This window comes from Brevundimonas alba (assembly GCF_011927945.1).
GTDB classification, from domain to species: Bacteria; Pseudomonadota; Alphaproteobacteria; order Caulobacterales; family Caulobacteraceae; genus Brevundimonas; species Brevundimonas alba.
In genome coordinates, this window is record NZ_JAATJM010000002.1 from 452151 (window position 1) to 468302 (window position 16152).

At 69.7% G+C, this 16152-nt stretch carries 15 protein-coding genes; 6 read left to right on the plus strand and 9 right to left on the minus strand.

Annotated features, from left to right (window positions below; genetic code table 11):
- Positions 1 to 12 precede the first annotated feature (12 nt).
- From lpxI to GGQ87_RS12720, 3 genes are all read left to right on the plus strand, one after another.
- Positions 13 to 843 (plus strand): UDP-2,3-diacylglucosamine diphosphatase, encoded by an 831-nt coding sequence (lpxI, locus tag GGQ87_RS12710; protein WP_168048335.1) that lies wholly within the window; start codon positions 13 to 15, stop codon positions 841 to 843.
- Positions 840 to 2003 (plus strand): lipid-A-disaccharide synthase, encoded by a 1164-nt coding sequence (gene lpxB, locus GGQ87_RS12715; RefSeq protein ID WP_168048337.1) that lies wholly within the window; start codon positions 840 to 842, stop codon positions 2001 to 2003. Before lpxI ends, lpxB begins: the two co-directional genes overlap by 4 nt.
- A 115-nt stretch (positions 2004 to 2118) precedes the next feature.
- Positions 2119 to 2454, plus strand: a complete 336-nt coding sequence (locus GGQ87_RS12720) for an EF-hand domain-containing protein (protein ID WP_168048339.1) — start codon at positions 2119 to 2121, stop codon at positions 2452 to 2454.
- Here the strand turns inward: GGQ87_RS12720 and lepB are convergent.
- The 3 genes from lepB to gltX all read right to left on the minus strand — a co-directional run bounded on the left by lepB (position 2451) and on the right by gltX (position 6149).
- Positions 2451 to 3233 (minus strand): signal peptidase I, encoded by a 783-nt coding sequence (lepB, locus tag GGQ87_RS12725; RefSeq protein WP_168048341.1) that lies wholly within the window; start codon positions 3231 to 3233, stop codon positions 2451 to 2453. The genes GGQ87_RS12720 and lepB overlap by 4 nt on opposite strands.
- A 124-nt stretch (positions 3234 to 3357) precedes the next feature.
- Positions 3358 to 4659, minus strand: a complete 1302-nt coding sequence (gltA, locus tag GGQ87_RS12730) for a citrate synthase (RefSeq protein WP_168048343.1) — start codon at positions 4657 to 4659, stop codon at positions 3358 to 3360.
- 65 nt (positions 4660 to 4724) lie between these two features.
- Positions 4725 to 6149 (minus strand): glutamate--tRNA ligase, encoded by a 1425-nt coding sequence (gene gltX, locus GGQ87_RS12735; protein WP_168048345.1) that lies wholly within the window; start codon positions 6147 to 6149, stop codon positions 4725 to 4727.
- Here gltX and GGQ87_RS12740 point away from each other — a divergent pair.
- The gene (locus GGQ87_RS12740) at positions 6148 to 8316 is read left to right on the plus strand and encodes a ComEC/Rec2 family competence protein (RefSeq protein ID WP_168048347.1); all 2169 of its coding nucleotides are present in this window, start codon (positions 6148 to 6150) and stop codon (positions 8314 to 8316) included. The genes gltX and GGQ87_RS12740 overlap by 2 nt on opposite strands.
- Here the strand turns inward: GGQ87_RS12740 and lexA are convergent.
- From lexA to GGQ87_RS12760, 4 genes are all read right to left on the minus strand, one after another.
- Positions 8297 to 8989, minus strand: a complete 693-nt coding sequence (gene lexA / locus GGQ87_RS12745) for a transcriptional repressor LexA (RefSeq protein ID WP_168048349.1) — start codon at positions 8987 to 8989, stop codon at positions 8297 to 8299. The genes GGQ87_RS12740 and lexA overlap by 20 nt on opposite strands.
- 112 nt (positions 8990 to 9101) lie before the next feature.
- On the minus strand, positions 9102 to 9893 hold the full coding sequence (gene trpC / locus GGQ87_RS12750) for an indole-3-glycerol phosphate synthase TrpC (protein WP_168048351.1): 792 nt from the start codon (positions 9891 to 9893) through the stop codon (positions 9102 to 9104).
- The gene (gene trpD / locus GGQ87_RS12755; protein ID WP_168048353.1) at positions 9890 to 10924 is read right to left on the minus strand and encodes an anthranilate phosphoribosyltransferase; all 1035 of its coding nucleotides are present in this window, start codon (positions 10922 to 10924) and stop codon (positions 9890 to 9892) included. Before trpD ends, trpC begins: the two co-directional genes overlap by 4 nt.
- A 1-nt stretch (position 10925) precedes the next feature.
- Complete coding sequence (locus GGQ87_RS12760) at positions 10926 to 11516, minus strand: anthranilate synthase component II (protein WP_168048354.1); 591 nt, start codon at positions 11514 to 11516, stop codon at positions 10926 to 10928.
- A 103-nt stretch (positions 11517 to 11619) separates the two neighbouring features.
- On the opposite strand from GGQ87_RS12760, the gene GGQ87_RS12765 reads away from it, so the two are divergent.
- Complete coding sequence (locus tag GGQ87_RS12765; protein WP_168047506.1) at positions 11620 to 11814, plus strand: peptidoglycan-binding protein; 195 nt, start codon at positions 11620 to 11622, stop codon at positions 11812 to 11814.
- On the opposite strand, the gene trpE is transcribed toward GGQ87_RS12765, so the two are convergent.
- Positions 11790 to 13304, minus strand: coding sequence for an anthranilate synthase component I (gene trpE / locus GGQ87_RS12770; RefSeq protein WP_168048356.1), 1515 nt, complete (start codon positions 13302 to 13304; stop codon positions 11790 to 11792). The two genes, GGQ87_RS12765 and trpE, sit on opposite strands and share 25 nt — an antisense overlap.
- On the minus strand, positions 13301 to 15214 hold the full coding sequence (locus tag GGQ87_RS12775) for a peptidylprolyl isomerase (protein ID WP_168048358.1): 1914 nt from the start codon (positions 15212 to 15214) through the stop codon (positions 13301 to 13303). The genes trpE and GGQ87_RS12775 overlap by 4 nt, the downstream gene beginning before the upstream one ends.
- A gap of 142 nt (positions 15215 to 15356) precedes the next feature.
- Between GGQ87_RS12775 and tpiA the strand changes: the two genes are divergently transcribed.
- A complete protein-coding gene (gene tpiA / locus GGQ87_RS12780; RefSeq protein WP_168048360.1) occupies positions 15357 to 16109 on the plus strand; it encodes a triose-phosphate isomerase in 753 nt (250 codons plus the stop codon).
- The last annotated feature ends 43 nt before the right edge of the window (positions 16110 to 16152 follow it).

Consider the following 16152-nt stretch of genomic DNA (forward strand, 5'->3'; position numbering starts at 1 on the left):
GGGGTTGGGCGAATGAGCAAGCTGGGCCTGATCGCCGGGGGCGGGGCCCTGCCGCTGTCGGTCGCGGCCCGCTGCGAGGCCGAGGGACGGCCGGTATTCGTCGTCCGGCTGACCGGCTTCGCCGATCCGCATCTGGCGCGGTACCCTGGCATCGACGCCGGCATGGCCGAGATCGGACGGGTGCTGGCGGCGCTCAAGAAGGCCGGCTGCGACGCCGTCTGTTTCGCGGGCACCGTCAACCGGCCGGACTTCAAGAGCCTGAAGCCAGACTTCAAGGGCATGACCCTTCTGCCCGGCATCATCGCCGAGGCGGCCAAGGGGGACGACGCCCTGTTGCGCAAGATCCTTTCGGTGTTCGAAGGCGAGGGTTACGCCATCGAGGGTGCGGACGACGTGCTGGGCGGCGAGACCCTTCCCGCCGGCGCGCTGGGGGCGGTCACACCCACGCCGGAGCAGTTGCGAGACCTCAAGAAGGCTCTGCATGTCGCGGAAAAGGCAGGTGAACTCGATATCGGGCAAGGCGCCGTCGTATGCGACGGACTGGTGCTGGCGGTCGAGGCCCAAGAGGGTACCGACGCCATGCTGGCCCGCGTTGCCGGTCTGCCCGCCGACCTTCGGGGCTCGGCAGCCGATCGCAAAGGCGCACTCGGCAAGGCGCCCAAGCCGATCCAGGACCTGCGCGTGGATATGCCGGTAATGGGCGCACGGACCATCGAACTGGCTGCGGCGGCAGGCCTGGCGGGTGTTGGCGGCGTGGCCGGCCAGTTGATCCTGATCGACCACCCGGCGATCGTCGAAGCCGCCGACCGGCTGGGCCTGTTCGTCTGGGGCGAGACACGGTGAGCCGCCCGCTGAAGATCATGCTGGTGGCCGCCGAGGCCTCCGGCGACGCCTTGGGGGCCGGCTTGGCGCGGGCGCTGAGGGCGCGGCTGGGGTCCGACGTGACCTTCGTCGGGATTGGCGGGCCGAAGATGGCCGAGGAGGGCGTAGTCAGCCCGTTCGACATCGCCGACCTGTCGGTGCTGGGCTGGCTCGAGGGGCTCAAGGCCTATGGCGTGGTCAAGCGCCGCGTGGCCGACACGGTCGCGCTCGCGGTCACGGAACGCCCCGACGCGGTCGTCCTGATCGATAGCTGGGGCTTCACCATCCGGGTCGCCAAAGCGATCCGCGCGGCCCTGCCGGACGTCCCCCTGATCAAATACGTCGGGCCGCAGGTCTGGGCGTCTCGGCCGGGTCGTGCAAAGACCCTGGCCGGCTCCGTCGACCACCTGCTGGCCCTCTACGCCTTCGACGCGCCGTGGTTTGAGCGGGAGGGTTTGGCCACGACGGTCGTCGGCTCGCAGGCCCTCCATGTCGACATGGGCGGGGCCGACCCGGCCGCCTTCCGGGCTTCGCGCGGAATCGCCCAGGACGCTCCGCTGCTGCTGGTCCTGCCCGGCAGCCGACCGTCCGAGATCCGGCTGATTACGCCTGTCTACGAGGCCGCCGTCGCCCGGCTGAAACAGCAGGATCCCTCGCTGGAGGTCGCCGTGGTCGCCGCCGGCACCGTGGCGGACGACGTCACCGCCCGCGTCGCGGCATGGCCGTTCCGGGCGCACGTCGTCCCGGAATCCGAGAAATACTCGGCGATGATGGCGGCGACCGTCGCGCTGGCGACCAGTGGCACCGTCTCGACCGAACTGGCGCTGGCCGGCGCGCCGATGGTCATATCCTACCGCTTCCAGCCGCTCAGCTACGCGATCATGAAGCCGTTCTTCACCGGCAAATACGCGACCCTGTTCAACCACGCGGCGGACGAGGAGATCGCACGCGAGCTGATCCAGAACGACGCCACGCCCGAGAAGCTGGCGGCGGAGGTCGGGCGTCTGCTGGCCGATCCAGCCGCTCGCGCCGACCAGGCTACCCGACAGACCGCCGCGCTGGACCGGATGGGCCGGGAGGGCCGCGATCCCTCAGAGATCGCAGCGGAGTCGGTGCTCAGGGTGATCGCGGCGCGAGCCTGAGCCGCCGACCGTTACAAAGTCTCCATCCAAGGCGCGACCGGTTGGCTGGTGCGCCGGCATCCTTCATATTCAGTCGGGCCGTCACCTTCGCACGACGGCCCGAACGGACCGGATCATGACCAGCCAGCGCCCGCCGAAGAAGAGCGAGACCATCGAAGTCCGTTTGCCTTACGGAACGAAGACGGCCTTCATCGCCCGCTGCCGCGACGAGGGCCGCACCGTCAGCGACGCGGTGCGCGGCTTCATGGAGGCGGAGATCGGCGCGCGGCCTGCGCGCGCAAGTCGCCGGACCCGCCTGTTGCACGCCCTGGCCGCAGCCGTTGCCGGACTGGCGCTCGGCGCCGTCGCCGCGCCCTCGCTTGCGCAGGCGCCCGGCGGCTCGCGCGCGGCGTTCGACCGGCTCGATACCGATCACGACGGCGCGGTCAGCTTCGACGAATTCCGCCGCTAGCGCACAGGCTTGAAGAAACGGCCGGACTGCAGGTTCAGCCACGTCCACGGCTTGAACAGGCCGGCGCCCGGCTTCCATGACGCCACGATCACTTCGGCCCGGCCGACGATGTTCTCAGCCGGCAGCAGCCCGACGCCCATGTCGGCGGGCCAGCGGCTGTCCAGCGAGTTGTCCCGGTTGTCGCCCATCATGAAGTAGAAGCCCTCGGGCACGACATAGACGCCCGTATCGTCGCCCGGCAGGCCGGAGCCGCCGTCGTAGGTCACGTAGCTATCGCCCCCGGGAAGGCTCTCCCGAACGCGCAGCACCTGCCGGGACGGCTCGTCATGGTCCGTGGTGAGGTTCAGGGGCGTGCGGGGGATCACCCGACCGTTCACCGACACCGCCCCGCCGACGACCTGCACCCGGTCACCAGGCAGGCCGATCAGGCGCTTGACCCAGGTTTCCTGCGGATTGCTCGGCCGGCGGAAGACGACGACGTCGCCTCGCTCGGGCGAGCGTCCCAGCAACCGGCCGCCGGGCAGGGGCGGGTTGAAGGGCAGGGAGGCGCGGCTCCAGCCGTAGGCCCATTTGGACACCACCACATAGTCGCCCGTGACCAGGCCCGGCTCCATCGACGAAGAGGGGATGGTGAAGGGCTGCCACGCCACCGTCTGGATCACGGTGGCGGCGAGCAGGCCCAGCGCCACGACGCGCACGGTTTCGAACAGCTCCCGGGCGGCGCTGTTGCGGGCGGGGTTCGGTTCGCTCTGGACGGCGGTGTCGGCGGTTTCGATCATGCAGGCATCCGACGACGCCGGCGCTCCGGCTTCAACGCCGGACCTGTCAGGACAGGCGGAAAACGTGTCCGGACAAACAAAAACGCCGGGGCGAACCCCGGCGTTCTGCTTTTCAGGCTGCTGGTCAGCCGCGGTTCTGGATCGGCACGAAGTCGCGTTCGGTCGGGCCGGTGTAGAGCTGACGCGGGCGGCCGATCTTCTGGGTCGGGTCGCCGATCATTTCCTGCCACTGGGCGATCCAGCCGACGGTGCGGGCCAGCGAGAACAGCACGGTGAACATCGAGGTCGGGAAGCCCATCGCCGAGAGGGTGATGCCCGAATAGAAGTCGACGTTCGGGAACAGCTTGCGCTCGATGAAATACTCGTCGTTCAGCGCGATCCGCTCCAGTTCCTTGGCGACCTGGAACAGCGGATCGTTGGGATCACCGACGGCGGCCAGCACCTCGTCGGCGCTCTCCTTCATCACCTTGGCGCGCGGATCGTAGTTCTTGTAGACCCGGTGTCCGAAGCCCATCAGCTTGTATTTCTTGGCCTTCACGCCCTCGATGAACTCCGGGATCTTGTCCGGGGTGCCGATCTCCTTGAGCATGTTCAGCGCCTCCTCGTTGGCGCCGCCGTGCGACGGGCCCCACAGGCAGGCGATGCCGGCGGCGATACAGGCGAACGGATTGGCGCCCGACGAACCGGCCAGACGGACGGTCGAGGTCGAGGCGTTCTGCTCGTGGTCGGCATGCAGGATGAAGATGCGGTCCATGGCCTTGGCCAGAACCGGATTGACCTCATAGTCCTCGGCCGGAACCGCGAAGCACATGCGCAGGAAATTCTCGGCGTAGCTCAGGTCGTTGCGCGGCGAAACGAACGGCTGGCCGACGTGGTATTTGTAGGCGCGCGCGGCGATGGTCGGCATCTTGGCGATCAGCCGGATGGCCGAGATGTTGCGCTGGACCGGGTCATGGATGTCCAGGCTGTCGTGATAGAAGGCCGACAGGGCGCCGACCGTGCCGACCATGATCGCCATCGGGTGGGCGTCGCGGCGGAAGCCCTCGAAGAAGCGGTCGAACTGCGAATGCAGCATGGTGTGCATCGTGATCGAGCGCTCGAACGCCTCGTATTCCGACGCCGTCGGCAACTCGCCGTGCAGCAGCAGGTGGCAGACCTCGACGAAGTTCGACTTGGAGGCCAACTGGTCGATCGGGTAGCCGCGGTGAAGCAGGGTTCCGGCGTCGCCGTCGATGAAGGTCAGGCCGCTCTCGCAGGCCGCGGTCGAGGTGAAGCCCGGATCATAAGTGAAGGCGTCGGTCGCGCCGTACAGCTTGCGGATGTCGATCACATCGGGGCCGGTCGAGCCCGACAGCACCGGCAGTTCCACGGACTTTTCGCCGTAGGTGAGGGTTGCCGAGCCGGCGGGTTTGGCGAGTTCAGTCATGAAGGCCCCTTGATCCTGCCGCGGCCTCGAACCGGAAGGCGGCGGGTCGCGATGTGTTGTGGATGTCAGATAGTCTGTTGCAGCGCATCATTCAAACGCCCGAGGCTCTCTTCCCGGCCCAGCGCCGCCAACGTTTTCGCGATGTCGGGTGAGGCGGAGCCGCCGGTGAGCGCGGTGCGGGCCGCCGGGCCGATCTTGCCGAAGCCGACCGCCTCTTCCTCGGCGAAGATCTTGAGCTCGGCCTCAAGCGCGAACACGTCCCAGCTCTCGAACAATGACAGCCGGTCGCGCAGGCGGCCGATGCGTTCGCCGGACTCGCCCGCGAGCAATTCGCGGCCCTTGCCCTCCATGGCGAGCGGGCGCGGCTTGAGCACGAAGGCGGTCTGATCGGCCAGTTCCAGCGTCGTTTTCGCCCGATCCTTCACGAACGGCATGGCGCGCAGCAGGCGGGCTTCGTCGTCCGGGCCGAGCGCATGTTCGCGCGCCAGATGCACGTCCAGCGTCAGCTTGGCCAGCCGGTCGTCGTCGGCCATGCGGATCCAGTGGGCGTTGACGTGCGCCAGTTTGTCGAAGTCCAGCCGCGCCGGGGCCCGGCCTACGCCGGTCAGATCGAACCACTCGACAGCCTGCGCGTCCGAGAACAGTTCGTCGTCGCCGTGCGCCCAGCCCAGTCGGGCCAGATAGTTGCGCATGGCCTCGGGCAGATAGCCCATCTCGGCGTATTCATGCACCGCCTGCGCCCCGTGCCGCTTCGACAGCTTCGCGCCGTCGGGACCGTGGATCAGGGGGATGTGTGCGAACGTCGGCCGGGTCCAGCCCAGGGCGTCGTAGATCAGACTCTGTCGCGCGGCGTTGTTCAGGTGGTCGTCGCCGCGGATGACGTGGGTCACGCCCATGTCGTGGTCGTCCACCACCACCGCCAGATTGTAGGTCGGGGCGCCGTCGGACCGCAGGATCACCAGATCGTCCAGCGACGACGATTCCCACCGCACCGTCCCCTGCACCGCATCCTCGACCACGACCGGCGCATCGGCCGGGCGGCGGAAGCGCACCGTATGCGGCTTCGACAGGTCGTCGACGGTCGGGGTGCGGTCGCGCCAGGGGGACTCGAAGGTGCGGCCCTCGGCCTTGGCGGCGTCGCGCAGGGCGCCAGTCTCCTCGGCGGAGAGGAAATCACGGTAGGCGTGGCCGCTCTCGAGCAAAATATTCGCGACTTCGCGATGGCGGTCGGCGCGGGAGAACTGGAACACCGGTTCCTCGTCGGCGAACAGCCCCAGCCAGCTCAGACCGTCGAAGATCGCTTTCACGGCCTCGTCCGTGGACCGCTCGCGATCCGTGTCTTCAACCCGGACCAGGAACCGCCCGTTGTGTCGCCTGGCGTACAGCCAGTTGAAAAGTGCGGTGCGAGCGCCGCCTATGTGCAGGAAGCCGGTCGGCGAGGGGGCGAAGCGGGTGACGACTTCGGGGGCGGAGGCGGACGGGGAGGTCATGGCGGGCGTTATACCGCCCGCTACGCCTGTGCCCAGCCTCCGCGCGCGAGGCGCCGATTTTCTCCGCGCGCAGGTTCTGGCGCAGTCGCTGCGCTGGCGGCTGTGGGCGCCGGTGGCGCTGGGCGGCGGCTGCGGCGTCTACTTCTCGCTCAAGTCCGAGCCGGAGGCCTGGCCGCTGCTGGCCTTCGCTCTCCTCACGGCCGCAATCTGGCTGGGCGCGCGGCGGCTGAGGCTGGACCGCGTCTGGACCTTGCCGCTGATGCTGCTGGCCTGTTTCGCCCTGGGTCTGGCGGTGGCCAAGCTACGGACGGACGCCGTGACCGCGCCCATCGCGCCCGCTATGGACCAGCCGACCGTGGTCGAGGGCTGGGTGGTCGACGTTGACAGCCCCGGGGCGGCGGGGCCCCGGGTGGTCATCGCGCCCGTGCGTATCCGCGGCCTCGCGCCGGAAGACACGCCTGTGCGGCTGCGCGCCACCGTGCGGGGCGTTGCGCCCGAGCCCGGCGACGCCATACGGCTGTTCGCCATCCTCAATCCGCCTCCCGCGCCCGCCAGCCCCGGCGCCTACGACTTCGGCCGCACCGCCTTCTTCCAGGGCATGGGCGGCGTGGCTTTCGGGTTGGGCGAGACACGGCCCGCCTACCTGCCGAAGCCGCCCTGGCGACTGAGAGCCGAGATGGCGGTCAACGGCGTCCGCTTCGACCTCGCCAAGCGGATCGTGGCGCGGCAGGGCGAACGGGCGGGCGGGATCGCCGCCGCCATGACCACAGGGCACGAGGCATGGCTCGATCCCGATGATGTCGACACCATGCGGGACTCCGGCCTGGCGCACATCCTGTCGATCTCGGGTCTGCACATGGCGGTTGTCGGTGGGTTCGCCTTCTTCCTCGTGCGGCTGCTGGTGGCGGCGTGGCCTTGGCTGGCGTTGCGCGTGCCGGGGAAGAAGGTGGCTGCTTCGGCGGGTCTGATCGCGGTCTGGACCTATCTGGTGATCTCTGGCGCTCCGGCGCCGGCGGAGCGGGCTGCGATCACCGCCTCGATCGCCTTCGTCGCCGTCCTGATGGACCGGCAGGCCATCACCATGCACGCGCTGGCGGTCGCGGCGTTCGTCGTCCTGCTGCTTCAGCCCGAAGCCATCGTCACGCCCGGATTCCAGATGTCCTTCGCGGCGACTGCAGCTCTTGTGGCGCTGGTCGAGGCCTGGCCGGCGCGTCCCAAGGAAATCTCGGCCCCATGGCCGATCCTTCTGGTCCAGCGCATCGGCGCATGGATCGGTGCGGCCATCCTCGCAAGCCTGGTGGCGGGCGCCGCGACGGGGCCATTCGCCATGCAGCATTTCAACCGAACGGCCATGTACGGGCTGGCGGCCAATCTCGCCACGGCGCCGGTTTCCGATTTCCTGATCATGCCGGCGCTGGCGATAGGAGCGATGCTCGAGCCGCTGGGGCTGGGCGCGCCCTTCCTGTGGCTGGCGGCCAAGGGCATCGAACTGATGCTGGTGATCGGGACGTGGACCGCGAGCTTGCCGGGCGCGGTGCGGACGGTCGCCAGCGCGCCGGACTTCGTCCTGCCGGTCGCCTTCCTCGGCGTGCTGTTCTGCTGTCTGTGGCGAGGGCCGCTGCGCTGGCTGGGCCTGCCGTTCGCTGCCGCAGTGATGATCTGGCCTCGCGCGCCCACGCCCGATCTCTGGATCGGCGACGGCGGGACCAATGCGGCGTGGGTCGAGGCAGGGGAGGCGGTCGTGGCCCGGCCCGGCGTGCGTCAGTTTGCGGTCGATGTCTGGTCGCGGCGGCGGGGCCTGACGCCGACGGATCGCCTCGCGGAAGGTTGGACCTGCACCCGCTTCTCCTGCGCTCCCTCCGCGCCCGAAGCCGGACCGCTCGCCCTGTGGTGGGGGAAGCGCGCGCCATCCGCCGAGCAGATGGATGCCCTGTGCCGATCCGCCCCTACGGTCAGCATCCGGGCGCAGGTGACGGTTCTGCCCGCCTCATGCGAAGGGCGACTGGTGCTGGACGGCGTCGACTACGCCCGCGGTGGCGCGGTCGAGCTCTGGCGCGTGGGTCCAGCCGGCGAGAACCGCTGGCGCGCCGTTTGGTCAGCTCAGGTTCGCGGCGACCGGCCGTGGAGCCGCGTCGGCGATCCGGATGTCAGTGATAGCGGCGGATGAGCCCGACCAGCTTGCCCTGCACCTCGACCTGGTCCGGGCCGAAGATGCGGGTCTCATAGTTGCGGTTCGCCGGCTCCAAGGCGATCGAGCCGCCCTTCTTGCGCAGCCGCTTCAGCGTGGCTTCCTCGCCCTCGACCAGAGCCACGACGATGTCGCCGGATGAGGCCGTGTCGGCCGATTTGATGATGACCATGTCGCCGTTGAGGATGCCGGCCTCGATCATCGAGTCGCCCTCGATCTCGAGCAGGTAGTGCTCGCCGGCGCCCAGCATGGCCTCCGGCACCGGATAGCGGGCGGTCTCGTGCTCGATGGCGGCGATCGGCGTGCCGGCGGCGATCTTGCCCATCAGCGACAGTTCGCGGGTGTCGTTGGCTGGTTCGGCCGCATAGGCCCGTCCGCCGCCCTCGATGACGCCGGGAGTGAACCCCGCCCGTCCGCGCGGCGCGCCGGCCGTCGCCTGATCCGGCAGTTTGACGACCTCGAGCGCCCGCGCCCGATGCGCCAGCCGGCGGATGAAGCCCCGCTCCTCCAGCGCCGTGATCAGGCGGTGGATGCCGGATTTGGACGCCAGATCCAGCGCCTCCTTCATCTCGTCAAACGACGGGGAGACGCCTGTCTCCTTGATCCGTTCGTGGATGAACATCAGCAGTTCGTGCTGTTTGCGCGTGAGCATGGAAGACCTCGGAGACGAATCCCGTTGCGAGAACGCTAGCGGAACAAACCGCAAACGTCCACAAGGTGTTCCTGTGCTGTTCCGGTTAAGGTCCGGTTACCGTCGCGCTTGGCTACGCCAGCAACGTCCGCGTCGCCGCTTCCACGTCCGCCTGCCGCATCAGGCTCTCGCCGACCAGCACGGCCTGCGCATGCGCTGCCGAAACCCGCGCCACGTCGTCCGGCGTGAAGATGCCGCTCTCGGCCACCAGCAGGGCCCGCACCGGACTCAGCATGGCCAGCCGCTCGGTGACCTCCAGATCGACCTCGAACGTCCTCAGCGAGCGGTTGTTGATCCCGACGAGATCGCCGCCCAGCTTGCAGGCCCGCGCCATCTCGGCCTCGTCATGCGTCTCGATCAGGGCGTCCATGCCGAACCGCTTCGCCTCCGCCAGCAACTCGGCGGCGAGGGCGTCGTCGATCATGGCGAGGATGATCAGGATACAGTCGGCGCCCAGCCCCCGGCTTTCGGCCACCTGCCACGGGTCGACGAGGAAGTCCTTGCGCAGACAGGGCAGGGCGGTCGCCTCCCGCGCGGCGCCGAGGAAGGCGTCGTCGCCCTGGAAGCTGGGTCCGTCCGTCAGCACAGACAGGCACGACGCCCCGCCGCGCTCATAGGCCTTCGCCAGCACCGGCGGATCGAAGTCCTCGCGGATCAGCCCCTTGGACGGGCTGGCTTTCTTGATCTCGGCGATCAGGGCAGGGTGGCCCGTCTCCTCGACATGCCGTTCCAGTGCGGCCCGGAAGCCGCGCGGGGCCGAGGCCAGCCGCGCCCGCGCCTCGACGGCGTCCTGCGACAGCGCGGCCTTTCGCGCCGCCACGTCCTCGCGTTTGTAGGCGGCGATCCGCTCCAGCACGTCGGTCACGCGGTCTCTTCCTCGATCGGCGTATTGGTGGCTTCGACCAGCGCCGCAAGCGACGCCGAAGCCCGCCCGTCGTCAATCACGGCCGCCGCCAGCGCCGCGCCCTCGGCCAGATCGCCGGCGCGGTCGCCCACCACCAGCGCCGCGGCCGCGTTCAGCAGCACGATGTCCCGGTAGGCCCCGGCTGCCCCGTCGAGCAGGGCGCGCAGGGCGGTGGCGTTCTCCTCTGCGTCTCCACCGCGGATGTCGGCTATGTTGGCGCGGGGCAAACCGGCGTCCTCGGGCGAGACGGTGAACCGGCGCACGGCGCCGTCCCTCCACTCGGCCACCTCGGTCTCGCCCGTGGTGGTCAGTTCGTCGAGCCCCTGACCATGCACGGTCCAGGCGCGCTCGGCGCCCAACCGGCCCAGCACCTCGGCCAGGGGCTCCAGCAGGCGCGGATCATAGACCCCCATCACCTGCCGCTTCGCGGATGCGGGGTTGGACAGCGGGCCCAGCAGGTTGAACACGGTGCGGAAGCCGATCTCGGCCCGCACCGGACCGACGTGGCGCATCGCCCCGTGGTAGGCGGGGGCGAACAGGAAGGCGATGCCGGCCCGGTCCAGCGCCCGCAGCTGCTGCGCCGGCGTCGCCGCCAGATTGACCCCCAGCGCCGCCAGCACGTCCGACGATCCGGACTTCGAGCTCAGCGCCCGGTTGCCGTGCTTGGCCACCTTGAGCCCGGCTCCGGCCAGCACCAGCGCCGCCGCCGTCGAGATGTTGAAGGTGTGCTGTCCGTCGCCGCCGGTGCCGCAGGTGTCGATTACGTCGTACGGATGATCCAGCGTCAGCGCCGCCTCGCGCATCGCCCCGGCGAAGGCGGCGATCTCGCCCACCGTCTCGCCGCGGATACGCAGGGCGGTGACCGCCGCGGCGACCTGCGCCGGCGTCGGCTCGCCCCTCAGGCAGGCGGCGAAGAAGGCATGCGCCTCCTCGTCCGACAGCACGCGGCCGTCGACCAGCTTGGCCAGCAGGGGCTTGAACCCGTCCGCCACCTCAGACCATCGCCGTGCGTTTGATGTTGGCCAGGTCGAGGAAGTTGGCCAGCAGGTCGTGGCCGTGTTCGGTGGCGATCGATTCCGGGTGGAACTGCACGCCGTGGATCGGGCGGGTCTTGTGGGCCAGCCCCATGATCTCCCCGTCGGCGGTCCAGGCGGTGACCTCCAGCACGGCCGGCAGGGTCTCCCGTTTCACGGCCAGCGAATGGTAGCGCGTCGCCGTGAACGGGGAAGGCAGGCCCGCGAAGACGCTGCGGCCTTCGTGCTCGATCGGCGAGGTCTTTCCGTGCATCAGCGACTTGGCGCGGATCACGTCGCCCCCGAATGCCTGACCCATGGCCTGATGCCCGAGGCAGACGCCGAAGATCGGCATGTCCAGCGGCGCTGTGTCCAGCAGCGGCAGGCAGATGCCAGCCTCGTTCGGCGTGCACGGCCCGGGCGACAGCAGCAGCGCTTCGGGCTTCAGCGCCAGCGCCTCGGCGGCTGTCAGGTCGTCGTTGCGCACCACGCGCGTCTCGGCGCCCAGTTCCGCGAGGTAGTGGACCAGGTTCCAGGTGAAGCTGTCGTAGTTGTCGACGACGAGGATCATGCTTCGGCTTCTAGGCGGTGCGTGCGGCCGCGCCAAGCAGTCTGCGGGTAAGTCTTCGTTAACCACGATCGGGCGAACTGGGGCCTCCAGCGGAGGGGCTCGCATGGCCGACACCACCATCGAAAAGGCCCGCGGCCTTCTGACCGCTCCGGTTCGCCGGAACAGCGCCTGGGCGACCCTCGCCGCGGCCGCCTTGGCCGCCATGGCCGCGGTCATGATGGCGGGGGTGATGGTGCTCGGGCCGGGCGTGCGGTTCGACGAGACCGTGTCAGCTCAGCCGGCGTTCCCGAACGGATAGCGCCAGGCGTCCTCCGCGGCGCCCATCGGGGCCCGGGCCTTGGCCTTCGTCTCCGCATATTCGGCCGCCGGATCGCTGTCGGCGACCACGCCCGCGCCGGCCTGGACGTGGATCCGGCCGCGCGCGAACAGGGCGGTTCTCAGCACGATGCAGATGTCCGCCTCGCCCCCTGCCGAGATGTAGCCGACGCCGCCGCCGTAGCCGACGCCGCGTTTCTCGCTCTCCAGCTCGTCGATGATCTCCATGGCCCGCACCTTGGGTGCGCCCGACAGTGTGCCGGCGGGCAGGGCGGCCAGCAGCGTATCGACCGCGTCGAGCCTCGGATCGGCCTGACCCTGCACGTCGGAAACGATATGCATGACAGAGCTGTAGCGCTCGACCTTGAAGCTTTCCGTGACCTCCACCGTGCCCGGCGCAGCGACCCGGCCGACGTCATTCCGGCCCAGATCCAGCAGCATCAGATGCTCGGCCAGTTCCTTGGGATCGGCCAGCAGTTCGGCCTCCAGTGCGCGGTCCTGCTCGGGCGTCTCGCCGCGCGGGCGGGTGCCGGCCAACGGGCGGATGGTGACCCGGCCGTCCTTCAGCCGCACCAGAATCTCGGGGCTCGAACCGGCCAGCTGGAAGTCGCCGAAGTCGAGGAAGAACAGATAGGGCGACGGATTGCGCCGCCGCAGGGAGCGATAGAAGGCGAACGGATCGCCCGCCCAGGGCGCCGCGAAGCGGTGGCTCAAGACCACCTGGAAGATGTCGCCGGCGCCGATGTAGTCCTTGGCCCGCGCCACCATCGCGCCGAAACCGGCTTCGTCGACGGGCGAGCGGAAGTCCGGCGCCGCCTGTTCGACCGGCGCCGGAATGGCGGGCAGGGGCGCGCGTAGTTCCGCCTCGAAGACGTCCAGCCGGGCCGTCGCGGCGTCGAACGCGGTATCCGCCGCCATGCCGCTGTCGGGGAAGGCGGCGGAAACCAGCACGATCTCGTGCTTCACCGAATCGAAGATCGCCACCAGCGCCGGGCGGGTCAGCACGGCGTCGGGCAGGTCCAGAGGATCGGGGTTGGGTGCGCCGAGCGGCTCCAGCAGCCGCACCATGTCGTAGCCGAACACGCCGAAAAGGCCGGCGGCCATCGGCGGCAGGTCGCCCGGCAGGTCCAGCCGCGACGCGGCGATCAGGCTACGCAGCGACGCCAGCGGATCGCCGTGTTCCGGCTCATAGGCTTCGGCGGCCACCCCGGCGCCCCGGGCCAGCTCTGCCTTGCCGTCCCGACAGCGCCAGACGACGTCCGGCTCGCGGGTGATGATCGAATAGCGGCCGTTGACCGCGCCGCCCTCGACCGATTCCAGCAGGAAGGCATGGGTGCGGCCGTGCCCGACCTTGAGGAAGGCGGAGACCGGCGTCTCCAGATCGTCGATCAGCCGCCTGACCACCACCTGCGGCCGGCCTTGCGACCACCCGGCGGCGAAGGCGGCCCGCTCGGGGCCAGCGCCTGCGGTCATTGCCCCGCGGGTCGCGCCGGTGCGGCCGGCGCTTCCGGCAGCCCGAGGGCCTGACGCGCGAGCGCCTCGTCATAGGTGGCCTTCATGCGGTCAGCCGCGGCCGTTGCAGCCGTCGCGAACAGCGGGTCGCCGGTCGCGGCGCCCAGACGGGCCCGCCACTGCTGGGCCTCGTCGGCGGCCAGGGCTGCTGTCGGAGCGGTCACGCGGTCGACGCGGCCGACGACGATCCCGCCCTCCTGCGGCTGGTCGAAGACCTGCCCGGGGTTGGTGTTGAACAGCCCGCCGATCACGGCCTCGCCGACCTGCGCCACTGTCTGTTGGTCCTGCTTCAGACCCGTGCGGGTGGTCAGGGTGGCCCCGACCGAGGCGGCGACGGCGGCGATGTCCTCGCCGCCGCGCAGACGGGCCATGACCGCGTCGGACTTGGCGGTCAGCAAGCGGACGTTCTCGCGCGCGATCCACGCCCGGGTGACGGTGTCACGCACCGTGTTCAGCGCGGGCATGGCGGCGGGGAAGACCTCGTCCACCCGCACCACGAAATACTGGCCTTCGCCGAGGGCGGTCGGTTCGCTCGCCCGGCCCTTGGTCAGCTTCCACATGCCTTCCAGCACCTGGGCCGGAACATTGAGCTGCTGGCTCTGGCGGTTGCGACCCTCGCGGGTGACGGCGGGGATGGGGACGATCTGGGCGCCGACCTGACGGGCCGCCTCGTCCACGCTCTTGCCCGCGCGGCGGGCGGCGTCATAGGCCTCCACGCGGCGAGCGATCGCTCCCCGCATTTCCTGCCCCTTAAGCTCCTGCACGATCTGGTCGCGGACATCGGCCAGCGTCACTTCACGTCCGGGCGTGATGCTCGTGACGCGGGCGACGACGAAGCCGACCCGGGCCTGCACCGGAGCCGACACCTCGTTGAGGCCTAGGCCGAACACGGCCCCGGCGACCGCGGGGTCGCTGACCGCACTGCGCGGCGTGTCGGCGAAATCAGCCGGTCGCAGGTTGTTGGCCTGGCCTACAGCGGCCGGCGTCTGGCCTGCGCGCAGGGCCGCAGCGATCCGCTCGGCGGCGGCCAGGCTCGGGGCGGTCAGGGTGGTGAAGGTGCGGCGCTCCGGCAGGGACAGGGCGTCCTTGCGGAATTCGAAGCGGGCCTGAATCTTGTCCTCGCCAATCGCGATGTTCTGGTCCGCCGGATTGCTGAAGACGATCAGCGAACCGCTGCGCAGTTCCGGGACGCGCAGGCGGGCGGCGTTCTGGCTCATGAATGAGTTCAGCTGGGCATCCGTCGGCGCGGGCGCGGTTCCGGCCATCTGCTGGGTCAGGACGAACCAGCGGCCGTCGCGGGCCTGCTGGTTCAGGCTGGCGTAGACCGCGCCATAGATGCGCGGCGCGCGCAGCCCGGCCACCAGCGCCGTGCCGTAGTGAGCGCGGCTGTAGCCGTCACGGGCTTCCCGTTCCAGCAGCTCCGGCGTCATCTTCACCTCGGCCAGCTTGGACTGGTAGAGCGTTTCCGAGAACTGGTTGGTTACCGGGTCGAAGAAGGCGGGGATGGCCCGGATCTGGCGCAGGATCAGCTCGTTGCCCGGGCGGATGCCGGCCTTCCAGGCCCAGGCGAAGAAGCCGAGCTCCTGCGACTGGCTGCGGAGGACGCCGCCGAGATCGGTCTGCGCGAAGGCCTCTTCATAGGTGATGGCCCGGCCCTGCTGTTGCTGGATCTGCTCCAGCTGGCGGTCCATCGTCGCCCGGAACTCCTGCGGGCTCATGCCGCGGTCGCCGGCCGAGATCACCTTGGGCGCCTGAAGGCTGCCCAGAATGTCCGTCTGCGAGCCGCCGGTGACCAGCAGGCCCAGCGCGACGAGGACCAGCAGGCCCATCGCCCACTTCGATTTCGCGAAATTGCGGAACAGGGAGATCATGGGCGGACGGTCCTGGCGGATGGGCGGCGGCGATAGTCGCTTCGGCCTATAGGGGGTGACAGGGCGGGACGGCAAGACAATGGCGACGCCAGGCCACGTCCGATGGCTTGGCTTGGCGAAAACCTCCGCCTAGACAGGCGGAATGAAACAATCCGTGAAGCTGATCGCCGGCAACTGGAAGATGAACGGCCTGGCCGCCGATCTGAACGCAGTTGTCCAGGATCTGAAGGCCGCCCTTCAGACCGAACCCGCTGCTTGCCGTGTCGCCCTTTGCCCGCCTGCGACGCTGATCGGCCGGCTGGCCGACGCCGTCCGGGGCCACGCCATTGAGGTCGGCGGCCAGGACTGCCGCGCCGAGACCCACGGCGCCTACACCGGCGGCGTATCGGCGGAGATGCTGAAGGACGCGGGGGCCACCCTCGTCATCGTCGGCCATTCCGAGCGCCGCCAGGAATTCGGCGAATCCGACCTTCTGGTCTCCGCCAAGGCGGAGGCTGCGGTGGCCGCCGGCCTGTCTCCCATCATCTGTGTCGGCGAAACCCTGGAACAGCGTCAGGCGGGCAGGGCGGTCGAGGTCGTCCGCGAGCAGGTCATGAATTCTCTCCCTCACGCCGTCACAGGCCGGAACTTCGCCGTCGCCTATGAGCCTGTCTGGGCCATCGGAACGGGGCTGACCCCGACGCTGGAGCAGATCGAGGAAGTCCACCGCGCCGTCCGCGCCGCCATGCTCGAGCGGCTGGGCCTCGGCGGCGCCCCGGCGCCGATCCTCTACGGCGGCTCGGTCAAGCCGGACAACGCCCGGGATATACTCGCCGTCCCGGAAGTCGGCGGCGCGCTCGTCGGCGGCGCCTCGCTCAAGGCCGCCGATTTCCTGCCGATCATCCGGGCCGCCTGAGCCCGTTTGCTCCCGCTCCCCATCAATGTTAGACGCCGCCGCT

What these genes read in the sequence shown, in the direction of transcription:
- lpxI (WP_168048335.1), top strand. Translation starts at nt 13, where the DNA reads ATGAGCAAGCTGGGCCTGATCGCCGGGGGCGGGGCCCTGCCGCTGTCG.
- GGQ87_RS12720 (WP_168048339.1), top strand. Translation starts at nt 2,119, where the DNA reads ATGACCAGCCAGCGCCCGCCGAAGAAGAGCGAGACCATCGAAGTCCGT.
- lepB (WP_168048341.1), bottom strand. Translation starts at nt 3,233, where the DNA reads ATGATCGAAACCGCCGACACCGCCGTCCAGAGCGAACCGAACCCCGCC.
- gltA (WP_168048343.1), bottom strand. Translation starts at nt 4,659, where the DNA reads ATGACTGAACTCGCCAAACCCGCCGGCTCGGCAACCCTCACCTACGGC.
- GGQ87_RS12740 (WP_168048347.1), top strand. Translation starts at nt 6,148, where the DNA reads ATGGCGGGCGTTATACCGCCCGCTACGCCTGTGCCCAGCCTCCGCGCG.
- gltX (WP_168048345.1), bottom strand. Translation starts at nt 6,149, where the DNA reads ATGACCTCCCCGTCCGCCTCCGCCCCCGAAGTCGTCACCCGCTTCGCC.
- lexA (WP_168048349.1), bottom strand. Translation starts at nt 8,989, where the DNA reads ATGCTCACGCGCAAACAGCACGAACTGCTGATGTTCATCCACGAACGG.
- GGQ87_RS12760 (WP_168048354.1), bottom strand. Translation starts at nt 11,516, where the DNA reads ATGATCCTCGTCGTCGACAACTACGACAGCTTCACCTGGAACCTGGTC.
- GGQ87_RS12765 (WP_168047506.1), top strand. Translation starts at nt 11,620, where the DNA reads ATGGCCGACACCACCATCGAAAAGGCCCGCGGCCTTCTGACCGCTCCG.
- trpE (WP_168048356.1), bottom strand. Translation starts at nt 13,304, where the DNA reads ATGACCGCAGGCGCTGGCCCCGAGCGGGCCGCCTTCGCCGCCGGGTGG.
- GGQ87_RS12775 (WP_168048358.1), bottom strand. Translation starts at nt 15,214, where the DNA reads ATGATCTCCCTGTTCCGCAATTTCGCGAAATCGAAGTGGGCGATGGGC.
- tpiA (WP_168048360.1), top strand. Translation starts at nt 15,357, where the DNA reads ATGAAACAATCCGTGAAGCTGATCGCCGGCAACTGGAAGATGAACGGC.